Annotated in this window: 18 protein-coding genes; 11 read left to right on the plus strand and 7 right to left on the minus strand. The window is 65.5% G+C overall.

Annotated elements, in window-relative coordinates:
• On the minus strand, positions 1-1,272 hold the full coding sequence (locus E4341_RS13655) for a S41 family peptidase (RefSeq protein ID WP_240893572.1): 1,272 nt from the start codon (positions 1,270-1,272) through the stop codon (positions 1-3).
• A gap of 50 nt (positions 1,273-1,322) precedes the next feature.
• On the minus strand, positions 1,323-2,033 hold the full coding sequence (locus E4341_RS13660; RefSeq protein WP_165118005.1) for an SDR family NAD(P)-dependent oxidoreductase: 711 nt from the start codon (positions 2,031-2,033) through the stop codon (positions 1,323-1,325).
• 41 nt (positions 2,034-2,074) lie between these two features.
• Here E4341_RS13660 and E4341_RS13665 point away from each other — a divergent pair, with 41 nt between their 5' ends.
• From E4341_RS13665 to E4341_RS13685, 5 genes are all read left to right on the plus strand, one after another.
• Positions 2,075-2,776 (plus strand): HAD family hydrolase, encoded by a 702-nt coding sequence (locus tag E4341_RS13665; RefSeq protein ID WP_165118007.1) that lies wholly within the window; start codon positions 2,075-2,077, stop codon positions 2,774-2,776.
• Between the two features lie 274 nt (positions 2,777-3,050).
• On the plus strand, positions 3,051-6,371 hold the full coding sequence (locus E4341_RS13670) for a TonB-dependent receptor domain-containing protein (RefSeq protein ID WP_165118009.1): 3,321 nt from the start codon (positions 3,051-3,053) through the stop codon (positions 6,369-6,371).
• 231 nt (positions 6,372-6,602) lie between these two features.
• On the plus strand, positions 6,603-6,917 hold the full coding sequence (locus E4341_RS13675) for a ribonuclease E inhibitor RraB (protein ID WP_038293704.1): 315 nt from the start codon (positions 6,603-6,605) through the stop codon (positions 6,915-6,917).
• A 25-nt stretch (positions 6,918-6,942) separates the two neighbouring features.
• Positions 6,943-10,242, plus strand: coding sequence for a carbamoyl-phosphate synthase large subunit (gene carB, locus E4341_RS13680; RefSeq protein ID WP_165118011.1), 3,300 nt, complete (start codon positions 6,943-6,945; stop codon positions 10,240-10,242).
• Between the two features lie 70 nt (positions 10,243-10,312).
• Positions 10,313-10,591 (plus strand): DUF1294 domain-containing protein, encoded by a 279-nt coding sequence (locus E4341_RS13685; RefSeq protein ID WP_165118013.1) that lies wholly within the window; start codon positions 10,313-10,315, stop codon positions 10,589-10,591.
• Here the strand turns inward: E4341_RS13685 and E4341_RS13690 are convergent.
• Entirely contained in the window at positions 10,581-11,879 is a 1,299-nt protein-coding gene (locus tag E4341_RS13690) for a dicarboxylate/amino acid:cation symporter (protein WP_165118015.1), read from the minus strand. The two genes, E4341_RS13685 and E4341_RS13690, sit on opposite strands and share 11 nt — an antisense overlap.
• A gap of 128 nt (positions 11,880-12,007) precedes the next feature.
• Here E4341_RS13690 and E4341_RS13695 point away from each other — a divergent pair, with 128 nt between their 5' ends.
• From E4341_RS13695 to E4341_RS13715, 5 genes are all read left to right on the plus strand, one after another.
• On the plus strand, positions 12,008-12,208 hold the full coding sequence (locus E4341_RS13695) for a cysteine protease (RefSeq protein ID WP_165118017.1): 201 nt from the start codon (positions 12,008-12,010) through the stop codon (positions 12,206-12,208).
• A 70-nt stretch (positions 12,209-12,278) separates the two neighbouring features.
• Positions 12,279-12,944, plus strand: a complete 666-nt coding sequence (locus tag E4341_RS13700; RefSeq protein WP_165118019.1) for a glutathione S-transferase family protein — start codon at positions 12,279-12,281, stop codon at positions 12,942-12,944.
• A gap of 54 nt (positions 12,945-12,998) precedes the next feature.
• Positions 12,999-13,199 carry a hypothetical protein gene (locus E4341_RS13705; protein ID WP_055752934.1) on the plus strand — a complete coding sequence of 67 codons (201 nt, stop codon included), beginning with the start codon at positions 12,999-13,001 and terminating at the stop codon, positions 13,197-13,199.
• 147 nt (positions 13,200-13,346) lie between these two features.
• Positions 13,347-13,820: a transcription elongation factor GreA gene (gene greA / locus E4341_RS13710; RefSeq protein ID WP_055752933.1), complete on the plus strand. Its 474-nt coding sequence runs from the start codon at positions 13,347-13,349 to the stop codon at positions 13,818-13,820.
• 5 nt (positions 13,821-13,825) lie between these two features.
• Positions 13,826-14,821: a mitochondrial fission ELM1 family protein gene (locus E4341_RS13715; protein ID WP_165118021.1), complete on the plus strand. Its 996-nt coding sequence runs from the start codon at positions 13,826-13,828 to the stop codon at positions 14,819-14,821.
• A gap of 123 nt (positions 14,822-14,944) precedes the next feature.
• Here E4341_RS13715 and E4341_RS13720 read toward each other — a convergent pair whose 3' ends face one another.
• A complete protein-coding gene (locus E4341_RS13720) occupies positions 14,945-15,232 on the minus strand; it encodes a hypothetical protein (protein ID WP_205751306.1) in 288 nt (95 codons plus the stop codon).
• Between the two features lie 69 nt (positions 15,233-15,301).
• Between E4341_RS13720 and trxB the strand changes: the two genes are divergently transcribed.
• Positions 15,302-16,309: a thioredoxin-disulfide reductase gene (gene trxB, locus E4341_RS13725; protein ID WP_055806057.1), complete on the plus strand. Its 1,008-nt coding sequence runs from the start codon at positions 15,302-15,304 to the stop codon at positions 16,307-16,309.
• A 16-nt stretch (positions 16,310-16,325) separates the two neighbouring features.
• On the opposite strand, the gene E4341_RS13730 is transcribed toward trxB, so the two are convergent.
• From E4341_RS13730 to E4341_RS13740, 3 genes are all read right to left on the minus strand, one after another.
• The gene (locus E4341_RS13730) at positions 16,326-17,285 is read right to left on the minus strand and encodes an aldo/keto reductase (RefSeq protein ID WP_165118025.1); all 960 of its coding nucleotides are present in this window, start codon (positions 17,283-17,285) and stop codon (positions 16,326-16,328) included.
• Between the two features lie 70 nt (positions 17,286-17,355).
• Complete coding sequence (locus tag E4341_RS13735) at positions 17,356-17,763, minus strand: response regulator (protein ID WP_055752929.1); 408 nt, start codon at positions 17,761-17,763, stop codon at positions 17,356-17,358.
• Positions 17,764-17,826: 63 nt separating this feature from the next.
• A complete protein-coding gene (locus E4341_RS13740) occupies positions 17,827-19,764 on the minus strand; it encodes a PAS domain-containing protein (protein ID WP_240893573.1) in 1,938 nt (645 codons plus the stop codon).
• Positions 19,765-19,820 lie beyond the last annotated feature (56 nt).

Below are 19,820 nucleotides of genomic sequence, written 5' to 3' on the forward strand. Positions count from 1 at the left end.
TCAAAGCCCGCTGGCGGGGGTATCGGCCCTGGCGCGATCCTCGGCCTGAAGGGCGGCGATCGCCGTCTCCAGTGTCGGATCGTCGCCCGCGCGGCGTTGGGCCACGGTGCGAGGCGCGGCGATATCGGGCGTGACCCCCCGCTTCTCCAGCCGAATCCCGCCCGAAGTCACGAAGTCCGCTCGGCTGAGCGTCAGCCGCCCGCCGTCCGGCAGATTGGTCTCCTGGGCGATCAGCACCGATCCGCCGGTCTTCTCGCCCACCACGATGCCGCGCCGCGCCTCCTGCAAGGCCGCCGGCGTCAGTTCGGCGGCGCTGCGGCTGCCTTGATCCACCAGAACCGCCACATCATTGGCCAAGGGATCGCGCCGATCGCCGCAGTCTCCCGCCGCCCTCAGCACCACCGGCCGGCCGCTGCGTGCCGTCCGCGTCGCCCAGACCTGATCGCGCGGCAGGAAACAGGTCAGGACCGATTCCGCCTCCATCAGCCGCCCGCCGGGATTGCCGCGCAGGTCCAGCACCACGTCGACGTCCGGAGGCAGACCTTCCAGCTCACTACCCATCCAGGCGCCCAGCCCCTTGTCGAACTGCTCGACGCGCAGCACCAGCACCCCCGGTCGCGACTTGTCGGCGGTGAATGGTTCGATGGCCTCCATCACCCGCGGCGTCAGGGCGATCTCGCGCCTCTGCCCCGCATCGTCGGTCAGGACCAGTTGCACCGGAACCCCATCATAGGTCTCGACATCCGGTCCCCAGGGCTTCCCGTCGACCGAGTTCAGGGCCCAGCCCATCTGCACGCCCGCCGCCTCGGCCGGCGAGCCCGGCCGGACACGTTCGACGGTCCAGTCGTCCGGCGTCTCGCCCCGCATCAGGGTCAGGCCCATCACGGCGCGCCGGGCGAACTGCGCCTCCTGACGCCGTACCGCCGCCGGCGGACTGGCCGCCGCATGACCGTCGTCCAGCAGATCCAGCATCGCATTGATGACGCGGTACAGCCCCCGCTCATCACTCGCCGCCAGGGCCTGGGGCCGGAACGTCGCCCGCGCGGCGTTCCAATCCACGCCGTGCAGGGTCGGATCGTAATAGCCCCGCCGCACCTCGCTCCACACCCGGTCGAACACCCGCTGATTCAGCCTCACGCGGTCACGCGAGGGCGCTGCGGCGACGGTCGGATCGACCACCGGCGAATCGACCGGTTGGCCCACGGCCGGACCGCTCAACGGCAGGCCAAACAACATGAGGCTGAAAAGCCGGGCGGAAACGCTCAGACGCATGAGCGCCATCTGACGTCAGTCGCCCGCTTCGCTCAAGTCACGACTGCGCGCTATTCCGGCACCCGCGCCCCGTCCCAGGCGAAGACGCCGCCGCTGTCGGCAGGGGTCAGGTTCGACAGCACGGACAGCAGCCGCTCGGCGGAATAGTCGGCTGTGAACAACTTGCCCTCCGCCACCCCCTTCTGGAACGGCGCGCTCAGTTCCGTCGCCACAGTGCCGGGATGCAGACCGGCGATGACGGCCTGCGGATGGCTGCGCGCCATCTCGACCGACAGATTGCGCAGGATCATGTTCAGCGCCGCCTTGGACGCCCTATAGGCGTGCCAGCCGCCCAGTCGGTTGTCGGAAATCGACCCCACCCGCGCCGACAGGGCTGCGAACACCGCCCGCCGATCGCGCGGCATCAGCGGCAGCAGCTGCTTGGCCGCCACCGCGGGCCCCACCGCATTGACGCGGTAGTCCCGCAAAAGGTGTTTCGCATCCAACTGACGAAACGACCGCTCCGGCTGAAGCCCGTCGTGCAGCACCCCGGTCGCCACGACGATCAGCGTCGGGGCCGGTCCCTGGCCGATCCGTTCGGCGGCGGACGTCAAACTGGCCTCATCCTCCAGATCGGCGGCCGACCCTAGCGCGCCCGCCACATCCGCGCCTGACCGCGACACCGCCCACACGGTCTCAAACGCGCCATCCGCCACGATCCGCTCGACCATCGCCCTGCCGATGCCGCCCGTCGCTCCGATCACCACCGCTGATCCGTTCATCGCGTCTCCCTTCCTCGTTCGTCCCATGATAGGGGCGCGGCATGAGCATCACCACGGTCGGCCTCGATGCCGACGACACCCTCTGGCACAACGAGACGATCTTCCGCCTGACCCATTCGCGGTTCGTCGATCTTCTGGCCGACCACGGCGACGAGGCGACCATCGAGGCGCGCCTGGCCGAAACCGAGCAACGCAACCTGCGGCTCTATGGCTACGGCATCAAGGGCTTCACCCTGTCGATGATTGAGACGGCGATGGAGCTGACGAACGGCGAGGCTCCGCCCCATGTCGTGCGCGAGATCCTGGCCGCCGGTCGCGAGATGCTGGCCCACCCGGTCGAAACGCTGCCCGGCGTGGACGCGGTCGTCGCCGAACTGTCCGAAAAGTACCGCCTTGTCCTGATCACCAAGGGCGACCTGCTGGATCAGGAGCGCAAACTGGCCGTCTCAGGCCTGGGCGACCTGTTCAGCGCCGTCGAGATCGTCTCAGAAAAGGATCGCGCCACCTACGAGCGGGTCTTCAACCGCCACGGCAGCGGCCCCGCCGAGGCCGTCATGGCCGGCAACTCCATGAAGTCCGACGTCCTGCCCGCCATCGCCGCCGGCGCCTTCGGCGTCCACATCCCCTATCACGTCACTTGGGCCCACGAATTGGCCGACGCCCCTGTCGATGAGCCGCGCTATACTTCCCTGTCCAGCATTGCGGAGTTAAAGGACGCAATCGATAGTTGGTATACTGAATAGATTCCACCCAACACCAGATCAATATTAGCTTAATAATCGAACGCCTCTACCGCTCATTTTTAGACCCAAGAACGGGATATGACTGAAAATCAATGCGGCAAACAAGGCGTTGCATTGAGACCACATTATCGCAATACCGACGTTATATTGACATGAAAGTAAAAGGCGACGCTTGACCCCTGTGGATGTGTCCGGTCTGTGGCACGCCTGCGGCAGTTCAGCGACGGCTCTACTAGCACTCCTGATCCCCCCTGCTGCGATCATTGGAGAGTAAATGCGCAACTTCCTTCTGACTTCGACGGTCCTTGCGGGTGCCTTGGCGGCCTCTAGCGCCTTCGCCCAGACTGCAGATCAGCCCATCAGCACCGCCCCCGTTGCTGATAGCCAACAAGCCGCCGAGCTTGGTGAAATCGTGGTGACCGGGTCGCGTATCCGTCGCGACGCCACCAACGCCCCCACCCCCCTGATCCAGGTGTCGCGCGACGAGCTGCTGTCGACCGGCCAGACCACGGTCATCGATTACCTGTCTACCATTCCGGCACTGTCGAACTCGGTCGTTCCGTCGGATACGACGGGCTCCAACCTGGGTGACGGCGGCCTGTCGCTGCCGAACCTGCGTTCGCTGGGCTCCAACCGCACGCTGACCTTGGTCGACGGTCGCCGCCACGTCGGTTCGTCGGGCGGTTCGCTTTCGGTGGATATCGACACCATTCCGCGCCTGCTGATCCAGAACATCGAAATCGTCACGGGCGGCGCGTCGTCGGTGTACGGCGCGGATGCCGTCTCTGGCGTTCTGAACTTCATCCTGCGCAAGGACTTCGAAGGTCTGGAGATCGACGCCAACTACGGCCAGATCAACCAGGACGGCGAAGCCAATCAGCGTGTCTCGGCGCTGATCGGCAAGAACTTTTTCGACAATCGCCTGAACGTTTACGCTCATGCCGAGTATGAGAAGGTCGACGAAGTCACGTCGATGGACATCGACTGGATCCGTCGCGCGCCGGTCCGCATTGGCGTCGACGCCGACCCGACCTCGGCGCCCTTCGACGGCCGTCAGGACGCCTTCCTGTTCACGGGCGTCCGTCGCCTCGACATCCCGCGCTGGGGTCAGACCACGCTCGCCAATGTGCAGCAGCCGAGCGACCTGACGAACCCGAACGTCCCGTACGCAAACTGCTTCCCGGACGGCAATGTCGCCGGAAACTTCAGCTACAGCGCCAACTGCTTCGGTGTGACGCCAGGCAAGACGTACTGGTATGACGGCACAACCGCGCGCCTGGCCGACTTCGGCCAACGGGTCGGCAACACCGGCATCAACCGTCCGTACAACATCGGCGGCGACGGCGAAAACCCGGCCGACTTCTCGACCGGCTCGCGCGTTCCGCGCTCGGAATCGCAACGCTATCAGATCGGAAGCACCTTCAAGGTCACCGACTCGATCGAGGCGTACGCCGAAGCGAAGTACGTCACCGAAGACACCTTCGACGTGGGTCAACCGACCTTCTTCGACATCGATCTGGTGAACTCCTACGGCGCGAACGCCGTCAACCCGATCTATGCCGTCAACAACTTCGACCTGCGTTGGTCAGACAACGCCTTCCTGCCGCAGAACATCAAGGATGCGATCCGCACGAACGTCGTCACGCCCTACGCGCCGCCGACCGCGACCAGCCCGGGCGCGGCGCAAACGGGCGTCTTGCTCCAGAATGCGCGCCACACCCTGTTCGGGCCGGATCGTACGCAAGACAACACGCGTGAACTGCAGCGTTACGTTCTGGGCCTCCGCGGCAACCATGACCAGATTTCGTTCGTCAAGGACGTCAGCTGGGACATCGGCTATACCTACGGCAAGGTCGAAATCGAAAACCGTGAACGCGCGGTCGACGGTCAACGCTTCGCGCTCGCAGCGGACGCGGTTGTCGACACCCTGGGTGTTGTGAATGGCCGAGCCGGCGAGATCGTCTGCCGTTCGCAGTTGCTGCTGAAGCAGGGCGCAGCTCTGGAAGACTATCAGCGCGGCGGCGATCTGCGTGACACGCAATACGGTCGTGACTCGGTGGCGCAATGCGCCCCGCTCAACGTGTTTGGCAAGGGCAACCAGAGCGCCGCAGCGCTGGATTATGTCGGCGCCGAAATCGGCATCACCGAGCGTAATGAGCAGCAGCAGGCGATCGCGTCGGTTTCCGGCAGCCTCTGGGACTTCTGGGGCGCTGGCCCGATCGGCGTCGCTCTGGGTGGTGAGTACCGCAAGGAAACGACGGAAGCCACGGGTCGTGACCGCGACACCGACGGGCGCCTGCTGTTCCTGAACTCGGGGCCCGATTTCCCCGAAGCCAGCTATGAGTCTAAGGAAGTCTTCACGGAAGTCTCGCTTCCGCTCTTCCGCGACAGCGTGCTCGGCGAATATGCCGAACTCAGCGGTTCGTATCGTTATGCCGACTATACGACGGTCGGAAATGTCGACGTCTATGGCGTGAACCTGGTCTACCGTCCGATCCGGGACATCACCTTCAAGACCAGCTACAACACCTCGGTACGCGTTCCCGACTTGGCCGAGAACTTCGCCCCGAACAGCGAGACCTTCCTCAACTCGTTCACCGATCCCTGCACCACGGCTGCGATCGCCGCGGTCAACGACAATGAAACGAAGGCCAACCGCATCCGGAACTGCACGGCCTTGGCCGCGCAGCAAGGTCTGACGTTCGACTTCGCCGGCGCGACACCGCAAAATACCGACGACTTCAACCCGACCTACACTTCGGGCATCTCGGGCGTCTCCGGCGGCAACCCGAACCTTCAACCTGAAGAGTCGAACAGCTTCACCTTCTCGACGGTGCTGCGTCCGCGCTTCATGCCAAACTTCAGCCTTGCGCTCGATTATTACGAGATCAAGATTGACCGCGTCATCGCGGCTGTCACCGCCGACACGGCGGCGGCGAACTGCGTCAATGGTGCGGAACTGAACGTCGATGCCTGCTCGACGATCTTCCGCAACAATCCGAACATTCCGTTCGGCATTGGCGCGCCGGCTAGCGATCCGATCGGCGGCTTCATCGAGCGTTCGTTCAACTATGCGTCGCTGGAAACCCGCGGTCTGGACTTCACGGGTCGTTATCGCCTCGACACCAGCGACAGCTTCGGCCGTAACTGGGGTGTGTTCGATTACTCGCTCGCCGGCTCGTGGCTGATCGAACAGAAGCAGTTCCTGAATGAAGCCGATCCCGGCGACTTCGATGAACTGGCCAGCACGCTGCAATACCCGCGCGTTCGCTTCACCTCCTCGTTGACCTGGACCCCCAACGAAACCTGGAGCGTGAACTGGACGGCGGACTGGCAATCGGCTCAGAACATCGTCTTCCGCCGCGACTTCGTGAACAACGCGGACGGCCGTTCGGCCGATCAGCTGGACACGGGTAACTTCGTGCGCAACGACTTCACCGTCCGCTACAACGTCAACCAAGATCTGACGCTGCGCGCCGGCGTCGTGAACGCCTTCGATTCGGAACAAGCGCCGTACCTCGGCACGACGCTGTATTCGAACTTCGATCCTTATGGCCGCCGCTTCTTCATCGGCCTGAACTACAAGGTGTTCTAAGACTCACAGAGCCTGTGATCTTGAAACGAGGGGCGACCGGCAACGGTCGCCCCTTTCCTTTTGCCCAATCCGGACCGGGACCGAACACTCGGAATTCCGCTTTCCATCTTGCCCCCTCGCCCCACCCTCTCTAAACGGGCCGCTTAACCGACAAGCAGACGTGAGCGTCGCAGGGCCAGGCTCTGCGGGGGGCTTCTCGCGCGCGTAGAGAACGAAGGACGACGCACTCCCTTGGACGCCTCGGACATCCGTCATGACGAACGCGACGCCATGGTGCGCGCGGCGCTGGCCGAACAGGGCGACAGCGGCGTGACGCCGCGCCATACGTTGTTCTACTTCTATGGCGAGGGCGACCACGGCGACCTGAACGAGGTCGCCCGGCGCGCCGGATTTCTGACGCGCGGCGCCGACGATATGACGGTGCTCGAAACGACCATGGCGGTGGACGAGGCGTCGTTTGCCGCGACCTCGGCCATGATGCAGACCTGGGCCGCGGCCTTCCAGCTGGAGTATGACGGCTGGGAATGCGCGGTCGTGACCCACTAGCGTTCAATAAGAAGAAGAGCTGGCGATGCCCAAGCGCACAGACATCAAGTCCATCCTCATCATCGGCGCCGGCCCGATCGTCATCGGCCAGGCGTGCGAGTTCGACTATTCCGGGGTTCAGGCCTGCAAGGCCCTGAAGGCGGAAGGCTATCGGGTCATCCTGGTCAACTCGAACCCCGCCACCATCATGACCGATCCGGAGGTGGCCGACGCCACCTATATCGAGCCGATCACGCCCGAGATGGTCGAGAAGATCATCGTCAAGGAAAAGCCCGACGCTCTGCTGCCGACCATGGGCGGCCAGACCGCGCTGAACACGGCCCTGGCCCTGCATGAATCCGGCGCACTGGCCAAGCACGGGGTCGAGATGATCGGCGCCAAGGCCGAGGTGATCGACAAGGCCGAGGACCGCCAGAAGTTCCGCGACGCGATGGATAAGCTGGGTCTGGAGAGCCCCCGCTCCAAGGCCGCCCATTCGATGGAAGAAGCGCTGGAGGGGCTGGAGTTCGTCGGCCTGCCGGCTGTCATCCGCCCGTCCTTCACCCTGGCCGGCACCGGCGGCGGTATCGCCTTCAACCGCGAGGAGTTCGAGGAAATCGTCCTGCGCGGCCTGGACCTGTCGCCGACGACCGAGGTCCTGATCGAGGAATCGGTCCTGGGCTGGAAGGAATATGAGATGGAGGTCGTCCGCGACACCGCAGACAACTGCATCATCATCTGCTCGATCGAGAACGTCGACCCGATGGGGGTCCACACCGGCGATTCCATCACTGTCGCCCCTGCCCTGACGCTGACCGACAAGGAATATCAGCGGATGCGGACGGGCTCGATCAATGTGCTGCGCGAGATCGGCGTCGAGACGGGCGGCTCGAACGTCCAGTGGGCGATCAATCCCGCCGACGGCCGCATGGTCGTGATCGAGATGAACCCGCGCGTGTCGCGCTCGTCGGCCCTTGCGTCCAAGGCCACCGGCTTCCCCATCGCCAAGGTCGCGGCGCGTCTGGCGGTCGGCTACACCCTGGACGAACTGACCAACGACATCACCCAGGTGACGCCGGCCAGCTTCGAGCCGTCGATCGACTATGTCGTCACCAAGATCCCGCGCTTCGCCTTTGAGAAATACCCCGGCTCGGAGCCCCTGCTGGGCACCTCGATGAAGTCGGTGGGCGAGGTGATGGCCATCGGCCGCACCTTCCAGGAATCGATGCAGAAGGCGCTTCGCGGGCTTGAAACCGGCCTGTCCGGCTTCGACGAGATCGAGATCGAAGGGGTGGCCGGCGCCGAAGACGACGCCACGGCCCGCGGCGCCGTCGTGCGCGCCCTGGGCGTTCCGACCCCCGACCGCATCCGCGTCATCGCCCAGGCCTTCCGCCACGGCCTGACGGTCGAGGAGGTCAACGCCGCCTGCGCCTACGAACCCTGGTTCCTGCGCCAGATCGCCGACATCGTGCGCGAGGAAGGCCATGTGCGGGTCAAGGGCCTGCCGACCGACCCGACCGAGTTCCGCCGCCTGAAGTCCAAGGGCTTCTCCGACGCCCGTCTGGCTCAGCTGACCGGCCAGAGCGAAAAATCAGTCCGGACCGCTCGTCGCGGCCTGCACGTGCGCCCGGTGTTCAAGCGGATCGACACCTGCGCCGCCGAGTTCGCCAGCGCCACCGCCTATATGTATTCGACCTATGAGACCGGCGCTCTGGGCCAAATCCCCGAGTGCGAGTCCGAACCGACGAACAAGAAGAAGGCCATCATCCTGGGCGGCGGTCCGAACCGGATCGGCCAAGGTATCGAGTTCGACTACTGCTGCTGCCACGCGGCCTTTGCCTTCGACCAGATCGGCGTCGAGAGCATCATGGTCAACTGCAACCCCGAGACCGTCTCGACCGACTACGACACCTCCGACCGCCTGTATTTCGAGCCGCTGACGGCCGAGGACGTGCTGGAGCTGATCGAGGTCGAGCGCTCGAACGGCGACCTGATCGGCTGCGTCGTCCAGTTCGGGGGGCAGACCCCGCTGAAGCTGGCTCACGCCCTGCAAGAGGACAACATTCCCGTTCTGGGCACCAGCGTCGACTCCATCGACCTGGCCGAGGACCGCGAGCGGTTCCAGCAGATGCTGGAAGGCATCGGCCTGCGCCAGCCGCCCAACGGCCTGGCCCGTTCCGCCGAGGAGGCCGCGCAAAAGGCCGAAGAGGTCGGCTATCCCGTCGTCCTGCGCCCCTCCTACGTCCTGGGCGGACGCGGCATGATGATCGTCCACGACCGCGAGCAACTGGACCGCTATGTCCACGAGGCCATGCGCGTGTCAGGCGACGATCCGGTCCTGATCGACCACTATCTGAACCGCGCCACCGAGGTGGACGTCGACGCCCTGTGCGACGACGAGACGGTCTTCGTCGCCGGCGTTCTGGAACATATCGAGGAAGCCGGCGTCCACTCGGGCGACAGCGCCTGCTCCATGCCGCCCTTCTCGTTGCGGCCCGAGATCGTGGACGAGCTGAAGCGTCAGACCACCGAAATGGCCAAGGCCTTGAAGGTGCGCGGCCTGATGAACGTGCAGTTCGCCATCGAGGAGCCGCACAGCGAAAGCCCGCGCATCTTCGTGCTTGAGGTCAATCCGCGCGCCAGTCGCACCGCCCCCTTCGTGGCCAAGACCATCGGTCAGCCCATCGCCTCGATCGCCGCCAAGGTCATGGCCGGCGTGCCGCTGAAGTCGTTCGGTCTGACGGACAAGCCCTACGACCATATCGCGGTCAAGGAAGCGGTCTTCCCGTTCGCCCGTTTCGCCGGGGTGGATACCGTCCTGGGCCCGGAAATGCGCTCGACCGGCGAGGTCATGGGCCTGGATTTCAAGCGGCCGGGAGAGGCCGACATGGCCCCCGCCTTCGCCCGCGCCTTCGCCAAGTCCCAGATCGGCGGCGGAACCACCCTGCCGACCTCGGGCTGCGCCTTCATTTCGGTCAAGGACGAGGACAAGCCCTTCATCGTCGACGCCGCCCGGACGTTGCTGGCCGAAGGCTTCAGCCTGATGGCCACCGGCGGCACCCACGCCTATCTGGTCGAACAGGGGCTGGAGGTGAAGCTGGTCAAGAAGGTGCTGGAAGGCCGCCCGCACATCGTGGACGCGATGAAGAACGGCGAGGTCCAACTGGTCTTCAACACCACATCGGGCAAGCAGTCGTTGCAGGACAGCTTCTCGCTGCGCCGCACCGCCCTGATGATGAAAATGCCTTACTACACCACCACCGCCGGCGCTTTGGCGGCGGCCCAGGCCATCGGCGCGATCAAGGCTGGCGACCTGGATGTGCGGGCGATCCAGGACTACGCCTGACGTTGACGAAATCTCCGGTTTTCGGCCGCACGCTGCAAGGCTGTAGCGGCCGAACGCCGGAGCCACGCCGATGTCCAATCTCGACCTCGCCCTGATCGCCATCCTGTGCGGCGAAGTCCTGGGATTTCTCGCCTTCGCCAGGGACAAGCGGCGCGCCAAGGCCGGCCTGTGGCGGACTCCAGAATCCACGTTGTTGCTGCTCGGCCTGATCGGCGGGCTGGGCGCCTGGATGGGTCAGCACATCTTACGCCATAAGACCCGCAAGGAGCCGTTCAGGACGCAGTTAGGCCTGGTCGTCGCGCTCCACCTGATCCTGCTGGCGGGCGGCGCCGCCTGGGTCATTCTGTAGCGGGACCGTCTTCGCCCGTCCCATCCTCACCGGCTACAATCCGCGTGGCGGCCAGGTCGGCGGTGACATTGCCGACGGTGCGGAAGATGTCGGGGATGACCTCGACCGCCAGCAGCAGCGGCAGCACCCCCAGCGGCAGGCCCATGGCCAGACAGATGGGGCCGATGGCGGCGAAGAAGCTGACCTGGCCCGGCAGGCCCACCGAGGCGATGGAAACGGCGATGGCCGTCAGACCGCCGGCGATCAGCACGCCGAGCCCCAACTCCACCCCGTGCAACTGCGCCACATAGAGGCAGACCGCCAGGTTTGCGACGGGGCTGGTGATGCGGAAAACCGCCACCGCCAGCGGCAGAACGAGGCCCGCCGAGGTCTGGGGCACGCCCAGCCAGTCGCGCGCCCGTTCGATCATGACTGGCAGACTGGCCAGCGACGACTGGGTCGAGACAGCGACCACCTGGGCCGGGGCCACGGCGCGCGCGAAACGGGCCAGCGAAATCCGACCCCACACGATCGCCACGACATAGATGATCAGGATCAGGCCGATCTGGCTGAGGCAGACGATGGCGACATAGTGGGCCAGCGTCCCCGCCACCCCCAGGCCCGCGCGCAAACCCACGCCCAGCGCCAGGGCGAACACGCCGAACGGCGCGGCCAGCAGCACCCAGTGCACGATGACCACCATGGTCTCGGCCACCGCCTCGAAGAAGCCGGCTAGGGGCCGACGCAGCTCGGCCTTGATCCGCGTCGCGGCGAAGCCGAAGGCGACGGCGAAGACCACCACCGCCAGCACCCCGTCGTCGGACGCCGCCTTGATGACATTGGCCGGCGCCAGACTGGCCAGGAAGGCGCGCAGGCCGTCGGTGCGCGCCGCCTCGCCCACGGTCGCCAGCGATTCGGCGCTGACGCCCGCCAGCAGGCCACGCCCCGCCTCGGGATCGATTGGCCAGACCGCCAGCAGGCCCAGGCCCGCAAGGATCGCATAGATCGTCGCCCCGACCAGCAGCACCGCGAACACCACCAGCGACCGCACCGCGATCCGGCCCGTCGCCGCCGCATCGGCGATGGACACGATGCCGGTCACCAGCAGGCTGAACACCAGGGGAATGACGGTCATGCGCAGGGCGTTCAGCCACACCTGGCCCAGGCTCTCGACCACGCCCAAGGCGCCGGTCAGCCAGGCAGCCTGCGACCCTTGCGCCAGAGCGCCGACGACGACGCCGGCGACCAGGGCCGCGATGACGAAAAAGCTCAAGGAGGTGAAGAAGGCGGCGATGCGGGATTGGCTCATGCCCTAGCGCTAGCACCGCTCGGCGCATCGCGCGCGCCAAACCTTCTGCCGGTCCCTGACAGTTCATGTCGTCGCAGGGCGAACCCTGATCGCGCACGGCGCGTTGCGACGACGAAAGGAACTCAATCATGTCCCGTCTGAACAAACTCGTCCCGCTGATCGGCAGCCTTTTGCTCTCCAAGGGCGGCCGTCGCGTCGCCGGTCGTCACGCCGGCAAACTGGCCCTGGCGACCCTGGCCTATGAGGTGTGGCGCAACCGCCGCGAAGTCGCCAAGCCCAAGGTCGCGCCGCAACCGCGCGGACGCTGGAGCGGCCGCCGCCCGCGCTGAGTCCGCAATCGCCGCTCGACTTCTCGGGCGGCGTTGCGAATAGTCACGCCTCGCCGCCCGGAGCCGACCCATGATCAAAGTCCACCATCTGAACGACAGCCGCTCGCAACGCGTCCTGTGGCTGCTCGAAGAGTTGGGCCTGGACTATGAGGTCGTGCGCTACGAACGAAACGCTAGCAATCGGCTGGCGCCCCCAGAACTGCTGGCGATCCACCCGCTGGGCAAGTCGCCGGTCATCGAGGACGGCGCGGTCAAGGTCGCAGAGACCGGGGCCATCGTCGAATATCTGCTTGATACCTATGGTCAGGGCCGGCTGCGTTCGGCGGCGGGAACCGAGGACGGCCGTCGTTTCACCTATTGGCTGCACTATGCCGAGGGGTCGGCCATGCCGCCCCTGCTGCTGAAGCTAGTGTTCAGCATGCTACCGCGCCGTGCGCCCGCCCTGCTGAAACCCATCGTCAATGGCGTCGCCAACAAGGCGATCACCAGTTTCGTCGATCCGCAGCTGCGCACCCACGTCGGCTTCTGGGAAGACGAACTAGGCCGCTCGGAATGGTTCGCGGGCGATCAGTTCACCGCCGCCGACATCATGATGAGCTTTCCAGTCGAGGCCGGCGCCGACCGCGCGTTCAATGCCGAAACCAAACCTCGTCTAAAGGCCTTCTTGAACCGCATCCATGCGCGGCCTGCCTATCAACGCGCGCTCGAGCGCGGCGGTCCCTACAGCTACGCGTGATCGGATCGTGATCGCGGCGGCGCAACCCGCCGTGGTCGAGGGCGTTAAGGTCTCATGCGCCTTCAAACCATTCAGATCGTCGCCGGACTGGCTGCGGCCGTCGCCTTCGTTCTCGCCTTCATGGCGGCAGGAGCCGCCCTGATTTCCGGCGTCTTCATGCTCGCTGGCCTCGCCGCCGTCGGTTGGCTGGCCTACAGCCTCATAAAGGGCGTCCTGCGCCGCGACCACAAGCCCGAACCGCCGGCCCGCGCCTGAGCGGTCAACCGGTGCGGGCGTTGGGCTCTTGAATTGTTGAGCGAGAAACCCTAGTCTTGATGCCCGGCCGCGCCCGCCCCGCGGCCTTTTGTGTGCTTATCTCGCGTCTTTCCAGTCTCCGGGCGAACCAGAAAAATCACGACACAAATGGAAAAAGTGCCGATGACGGGCGAGGGCTACCGTGCCCTCGACGATCAACTGAAGCAATTGAAGTCGGTCGAAAGGCCGAGCGTGATCGCCGCCATTTCCGAGGCGCGTGAGCACGGCGATCTGTCCGAAAACGCCGAATACCATGCCGCCAAGGAGCGTCAGGGCTGGATCGAAGGCCAGATCGCCGAGATCGAAGATAAGATCAGCCGCGCCCAGGTTATCGACGTGTCCAAACTGTCGGGCAGCCAGGTCAAGTTCGGCGCCACGGTCACTGTGGTGGACGAGGACACCGAGGAAGAGGCCACCTATCAGATCGTCGGCGAACACGAAGCCGATGTGAAGAAGGGCAAGATCTCGATCGCCTCGCCGATCGCGCGCGCCATGATTTCCAAGGAGGTCGGCGACGTCGTGGAGGTCAACACCCCCGGCGGCGTGAAGGCCTACGAGATTCTCAAGGTCGAGTGGAAGTAACAGCGGTGGCTGGGGCAGCGTCCGCGCAGCCCCTCTCTCCCAATCTTTTGGCCATCTGGGTCGTCTCCGACGGCCGCGCCGGCATCGAGAATCAGGCGCTGGGTCTCGCCGAGGCCGTACAGCGCCTGACCCCGGCCGAGGTTACGATCAAACACATCCGCTGGCGGCCGATCTTCGACCGCCTGCCGTCGGCGTTGAAGAGCCTGTCCATGCTGGCGTCCGCGCCGCTGACCGCCCCCTGGCCCGATCTGTGGATCGCCACGGGTCGTGCGACCCTGCCGCTGTCGACCCGCGTCAAGGCCTGGAGCGGCGGCAAGACCTTCGTCGTTCAGACGCAGGATCCCCGCTGGGCCAATGACCGCTACGACCTGATCGTCGCGCCCGCCCATGACGGTCTGTCGGGCGAAAATGTCTTTGAAATCACCGGCTCGCCCCACCGCATCACGCCGCAGCGGATCGCCGAGGCCGCGCCCGCCTTCGCCGACCGGATCGCCCCTCTGCCCCATCCGCGCATCGCCGTGCTGATCGGCGGCAAGTCCAAGGCTTTCGACCTGACCGAGGCCCATGCGGCTGACTTGGCCGACCAGATCGCGGACGCCGTGCGAGCATCTGGCGGCGCACTGATGCTGACCTTCTCACGCCGCACGCCCGATGCGGCGAAGGCCGTCATGACCGCTCGCCTTTCGGATCTGCCGGGGTGGATCTGGGACGGGACAGGCGAAAATCCGTTGTTCGGCTTTCTGCATTTCGCCGACCACATCCTGGTCACCGAGGACAGCGCCAATATGGCCGCCGAGGCCGCCTCGACCGGCAAGCCGGTCCACGTCCTGCCGATGATCCCGCTGAAATCCGGCGACAAGTTCGCTCGCCTGCACGACGACCTGCAGTCGCGCGGCGCCACCCGCCCGTTCGACGGCGCGTTGGACGGCTGGACCTACGACCCGCTGGCCGAAACCGACCGCGCCGCGCGCGCCGTCTTGAAAGCGATGCGGACGCGATAGCGGCTCACGTCCGTTCCTGACGCAGCCAGCCCCCAGAGTGGCGACCGTCATCGGCAGAATTCTAAAGAACGATTCGCAAAAATCTGCACTAAAGTGCACTCCAAAAATTTGGAGTGGCCTTCCCTAGTCGCCGCCACCGTCGCCGCCGTCACAGCCGCTGTCCCCGCTACAGTCTGAGCCGCTGTGCTGCGTCGTATCCGATGAAGGCATGACCGCGCCGCCGTCCGACCCGCCGCTCTTCTTGGCCTTGGCGTTCGCGGCCCCCATCAAGGCCACGCCAAAGCCCGATCCGATGGCCGTGCCCAGCGCGAGACCTAGGCCGACATTGTCCAGGGCCACGCCCAGCGCCACGCCGATCGACAAGCCCATGCCGATCCCGATCGGCAGGAAGGCCGCGTTCTTGTTCGTCATCCCCATATCCCCTGCGTGTTAGGCGAGACTAGCATCGCGCAAACGGGAATCACCGCCTAAATAGGGGTCATGACACAAGCTCGTACTGTTCGCGTCGCCATCATCGGTTCCGGTCCCGCCGGCTGGACCGCCGCCATCTACGCCGCTCGCGCCTCGCTGAACCCCGTCGTCATCGCCGGCATCCAGCCCGGCGGCCAGCTGACCATCACCACCGACGTCGAGAACTATCCCGGCTTCGCCGACACCATCCAGGGCCCCTGGCTGATGGAGCAGATGCAGGCCCAGGCCCTGCATGTCGGGACCGAGGTCATCCACGACATCGTGGTCTCCGCCGACCTGTCGCAACGCCCGTTCCGGCTGAAGCTGGACAGCGGCGAAGAGATGCTGGCCGAGACGCTCATCATTTCCACGGGCGCCCAGGCCAAATGGCTGGGGCTTGAGAGCGAGGCCGCCTATCAGGGCTTCGGCGTCTCGGCCTGCGCCACCTGCGACGGCTTCTTCTATCGCGGCAAAGAGGTCGTGGTCGTCGGCGGCGGCAACACCGCCGTTGAAGAGGCGCTGTTCCTGACCAACTTCGCCTCCAAGGTCACGGTCGTTCACCGCCGTGACGAATTCCGCGCCGAGAAGATCCTCCAGGACCGGCTGTTCGCCCACCCCAAGGTCGAGGTGATCTGGAACTCGGCGATCGAGGAGATCGTCGGCGTCGTGGACGGCATGGCCAAGAATGTCACGGGCGTCCGGCTCAAGAACGTCCAGGACGGCTCGACCCACGAAATCCCCGCCGACGGCGTCTTCATCGCCATCGGCCACGCCCCGTCGTCGGAACTGTTCAAGGGCCAGCTGGAAACCAACGCCGGCGGCTATCTGCGGGTGAAGCCCGGCACCGCCTCGACCGAGATCGAAGGCGTCTGGGCCGCCGGCGACGTGACCGACGACGTCTACCGCCAGGCCGTCACCGCCGCCGGCATGGGCTGCATGGCCGCCCTGGAAGTCAGCCGCTTCCTTGCCGAAGAGGACCACGCCAAGGCCCACAACCCCATTAGCCACGCCGAGGCGGAGAAGATCGGGGTCTGGTGACCCCGATCCTGCGCGATCAGTAGGCCGAGGCCTCCGTCAGTTCTGCCAGATCCTCGTCCGATAGCGTCAGTGTCGCCGCCTTCAGCGTGTCGGCCAGCTGTTCGGTCGAGGTGGCGCTGACAATCGGGGCCGTCACGCCCGGCTGGGCCAGCAGCCAGGCCAGGGCGACCTGGGCGGAGGTGGCCTCGGCCTTCTGGGCCACGGCGTCCAGAACCGCCAGGATACGCACGCCGCGCTCGTCGAACTTGTCCTTCAGCATGCCCTCGCGCTTGGTCCCGGCGATCTGATCGACGGTCTTGTATTTGCCGGTCAGGAAGCCGCTCTCCAGACTGAAATAGGTGATGACGCCCAGGCCCTGTTCGACGGCCAGGTCCTGAAGTTCGCCCTCGAAGGTGTCGCGGCTGTAGAGGTTGTAATGCGGCTGGATCGTCGCATAGGCGGCCAAACTTTCGCGCTGCGAGATGTCCAGAGCTTCGGACACCTGTTCGGCCGAATGGTTGGAGGTGCCGATGGCGCGCACCTTGCCGGCCTGCACCAGCTTATCCAGTGCGCGCAGCGTCTCGTCCTGCGGTGTCTTCGGATCGGGCCAGTGAGTTTGATACAGGTCGATATAGTCGGTCTGGAGCCGGCGCAGCGACGCCTCCACAGCCTTCTCGATCCAGGCCGGCGACAGGTCGTTGTGGCCCTGCCCCATATCCGATCCAACCTTGGTCAGGATCTTGACGTCGTCGCGCCGGCCGCGCGCCTTCAGCCACTTGCCGATGATCGTCTCGCTTTCGCCGCCGGAGTGGCCCGGAACCCAGCGCGAATAGGCGTCGGCGGTGTCGATGGCGTCGAAACCGGCCTCGACGAAGGCGTCCAGCAGGGCGAATGAGGTCGCCTCGTCCGCCGTCCAGCCGAAGACGTTGCCGCCGAACACCAGGGGGGCGATGTCCAGGTCGCTGGAGCCGAGCTTGCGTTTGGAAAGGGTGGTCATGCGGAGATCTCCTCTTGGGGAGACCTCGACATATGCCGCATCATTGCGACCGCAACCGCCTCGGCTGCGGTCAGCCGAACAGTTGAAGACCCGGAGGCGCGTAGTCGACCGGCTGTCCCTGGCGACGGCGCAGGGCATAATCCACAGCCGTCTGGACCGCATGTTCGTCTGTCGGCTTGGACAAGACGCCGATCGTGCCGGCGACGCCGTCGCGCACCATGCCGGGGTTGGCCGTCATGAACAGGACGGAGACGCCCATGTCCTGACCCAGTTCGCGGCCCAGATTGATTCCTGTGGGACCGTCGGACAGGTGGATATCGACCAGCGCCAGATCGACGTCGTTCTCGCGCACCAGATCGCGCGCGGCCTGTGCGGTCGCGGCGACGCCCAGAACCTCGTGGCCGAGGTCCTCCAGGACGAACCTGAGCTCCATCGCAACGAGAGCTTCGTCTTCGATGATGAGGATACGCGCAGTCATGGGTTCAATCAGTGCTCGGGAGCGTACGTAACGTCAGTGTGAGGGATAGGTTTCAATAGAAGACTAATTTGAGTATCCGCCTGCCGCGCGGCGCCTGGACAGGGCCGTCGCCGGCAGGTCCACGATGACCTGGAGCCCCTCTGGCCGCCACTCGCGCGACAACCGCCCGCCGAGTTGTCCCTCGACCGAGAGGCTGGCTAGAGACGAACCGAAGCCTGTGCGTTGCGGCATGCCCTGGATGACCGGACCGCCCGTTTCCGACCAGGTCAGGACGAAGCGATCCTCCTTTCGTTCTGTTTCGAGCGTCACGACGCCCCCACGCTCGGAAAGCGCGCCGTATTTGGCGGCGTTGGTCGCCAGTTCGTGGAACAGCAAGGCCACGGAGGTCGCCGCCTGATCGTCGAAGACGGCGTCCTCGCCCTGGATGACGACGCGCGCCCCACCCGTCTCGTCCGCATAGGCCTTGAACAGGTCGGACAGGAAGGAATGCAGAGTTGTCGCCCCGATCGTGGTCTTGGATGTCTCGGTGTGCGGCCGCACAAACTCATGCGCGCGGGCCAGGGCGGTGATGCGCGTGCGCACCGAGGCCGAAAATGCCTTGGCCTCCGGATACTGGCGCGCGGACAGGGCGACCAGGGCGGTGACGACGGCGAAGATGTTCTTGATCCGGTGGCTCAGCTCCTGGCTGACCAGCTCGCGGCCCTGCTCCAGCCGCTTCAACTCGTCGATGTCGGTCAGGGTGCCGAACCAGCGGGTGATTTCGCCCGCCTCGTCGCGGATCGCCACCGCGCGGCCCAGGGTCCAACGATAGACGCCGCTGTGATGCTTCAGCCGGTATTCGATCTCATAGGGCTCGCCGGTTTCCAGCGAGTTGCGCCACACGGTCCACGCCCGTTCGCGGTCGTCGGCATGGAACATGTCGTTCCAGCCCTCGCCATCCGTCGAGCCCAGGGGCACGCCCGTGAATTCGTACCAGCGCGCATTGTAGTAGTCGTGAAAACCGTCCGGCAGGGTGGACCACACCATCTGCGGCATGGCGTCAGCCAACACCCGAAACCGACTCTCGCTTTCGCTCAGGGCCACGGCGGTTTCGGCGAGGTCCGTCTCGATGGTCTTGCGTTCGGTGATGTCCACCGCGACGCCGGGGAAGCGGATTGGCGCGCCCTCGGCGTCGAAATAGACCTGACCGCGCGCCAGAATCCAACGCACGTCATCGCCCTGGCCCAAACGATATTCGCTGACGAAGGCGCCGTCGTCCGTCATGGCCCGGTCGATCTCGTCGGTGACGCGTTGGGCGTCGTCGGGATGGACGCTGGAGGTGAAAACCTCGATGGCCGCGCCCTCGCGCGCCGCTTCGGGATCCACGCCATACATCCGCGCAAAGCGTTCGTCGGCGATCACGCGGTTCTCAGGAATGTCCCAGTCCCAGGCCCCGACATAGGCTGAGGCCTCCATCGCCAACCGCGCGGTGCGGTCGCTGAGGTCCCGGTCCAACAAGGCGCGACGCAGCTCCAGTTGCGTCATCACCTGTTGCGCCAGGGTCTTGAGCGCCATCAGCTGAAGCTCGGTCAGACCTTGCGGGCGCGGCGTGTCGTCCAGCACGCACAGGGCGCCCAGCGGCACGCCGTCCGGCGTCCTCAGCGGATAGCCGGCATAGAAGCGGATGTGCGGCGCGCCCGTCACCAGGTCATTGTCGATGAAGCGGTCATCCTGCATCGCGTCGGGGATGACCATGACGTCGTCGCCCAGCATCGCGTGGGCGCAGAACGACAGCGGGCGCGGCGTTTCGCGCACGCCCAGACCGACCTCGGCCTTGAACCACTGACGCTGGGAATCGACCAGACTGACGGCGGCCATCGGCGCTTCACAGATGCGCGCGGCGAGCGACGCCAGATCATCGAACGACCCTTCAGGCGTCGTGTCCAGCACGCCGTAGCTTGTCAGGGCCTTCAAACGGTCGGCTTCGTCCCACCTCGGACAATCGACTTCGGGGTGGGTCAAGCAGGCGTCCTCGCTGGGCCGGTCAGGTCCGGCCATCGACATCAATGCTTGGAGTG

This window comes from Brevundimonas sp. 'scallop' (assembly GCF_011045535.1).
Taxonomy (GTDB): domain Bacteria; phylum Pseudomonadota; class Alphaproteobacteria; order Caulobacterales; family Caulobacteraceae; genus Brevundimonas; species Brevundimonas vesicularis.

Excerpts from the sequence above, each read along its gene's own strand:
- E4341_RS13655 (WP_240893572.1), bottom strand. The coding sequence starts at position 1,272 with ATGCGTCTGAGCGTTTCCGCCCGGCTTTTCAGCCTCATGTTGTTTGGC.
- E4341_RS13660 (WP_165118005.1), bottom strand. The coding sequence starts at position 2,033 with ATGAACGGATCAGCGGTGGTGATCGGAGCGACGGGCGGCATCGGCAGG.
- E4341_RS13665 (WP_165118007.1), top strand. The coding sequence starts at position 2,075 with ATGAGCATCACCACGGTCGGCCTCGATGCCGACGACACCCTCTGGCAC.
- E4341_RS13670 (WP_165118009.1), top strand. The coding sequence starts at position 3,051 with ATGCGCAACTTCCTTCTGACTTCGACGGTCCTTGCGGGTGCCTTGGCG.
- carB (WP_165118011.1), top strand. The coding sequence starts at position 6,943 with ATGCCCAAGCGCACAGACATCAAGTCCATCCTCATCATCGGCGCCGGC.
- E4341_RS13685 (WP_165118013.1), top strand. The coding sequence starts at position 10,313 with ATGTCCAATCTCGACCTCGCCCTGATCGCCATCCTGTGCGGCGAAGTC.
- E4341_RS13690 (WP_165118015.1), bottom strand. The coding sequence starts at position 11,879 with ATGAGCCAATCCCGCATCGCCGCCTTCTTCACCTCCTTGAGCTTTTTC.
- E4341_RS13695 (WP_165118017.1), top strand. The coding sequence starts at position 12,008 with ATGTCCCGTCTGAACAAACTCGTCCCGCTGATCGGCAGCCTTTTGCTC.
- E4341_RS13700 (WP_165118019.1), top strand. The coding sequence starts at position 12,279 with ATGATCAAAGTCCACCATCTGAACGACAGCCGCTCGCAACGCGTCCTG.
- E4341_RS13705 (WP_055752934.1), top strand. The coding sequence starts at position 12,999 with ATGCGCCTTCAAACCATTCAGATCGTCGCCGGACTGGCTGCGGCCGTC.
- greA (WP_055752933.1), top strand. The coding sequence starts at position 13,347 with ATGGAAAAAGTGCCGATGACGGGCGAGGGCTACCGTGCCCTCGACGAT.
- E4341_RS13720 (WP_205751306.1), bottom strand. The coding sequence starts at position 15,232 with ATGACGAACAAGAACGCGGCCTTCCTGCCGATCGGGATCGGCATGGGC.
- trxB (WP_055806057.1), top strand. The coding sequence starts at position 15,302 with ATGACACAAGCTCGTACTGTTCGCGTCGCCATCATCGGTTCCGGTCCC.
- E4341_RS13730 (WP_165118025.1), bottom strand. The coding sequence starts at position 17,285 with ATGACCACCCTTTCCAAACGCAAGCTCGGCTCCAGCGACCTGGACATC.
- E4341_RS13735 (WP_055752929.1), bottom strand. The coding sequence starts at position 17,763 with ATGACTGCGCGTATCCTCATCATCGAAGACGAAGCTCTCGTTGCGATG.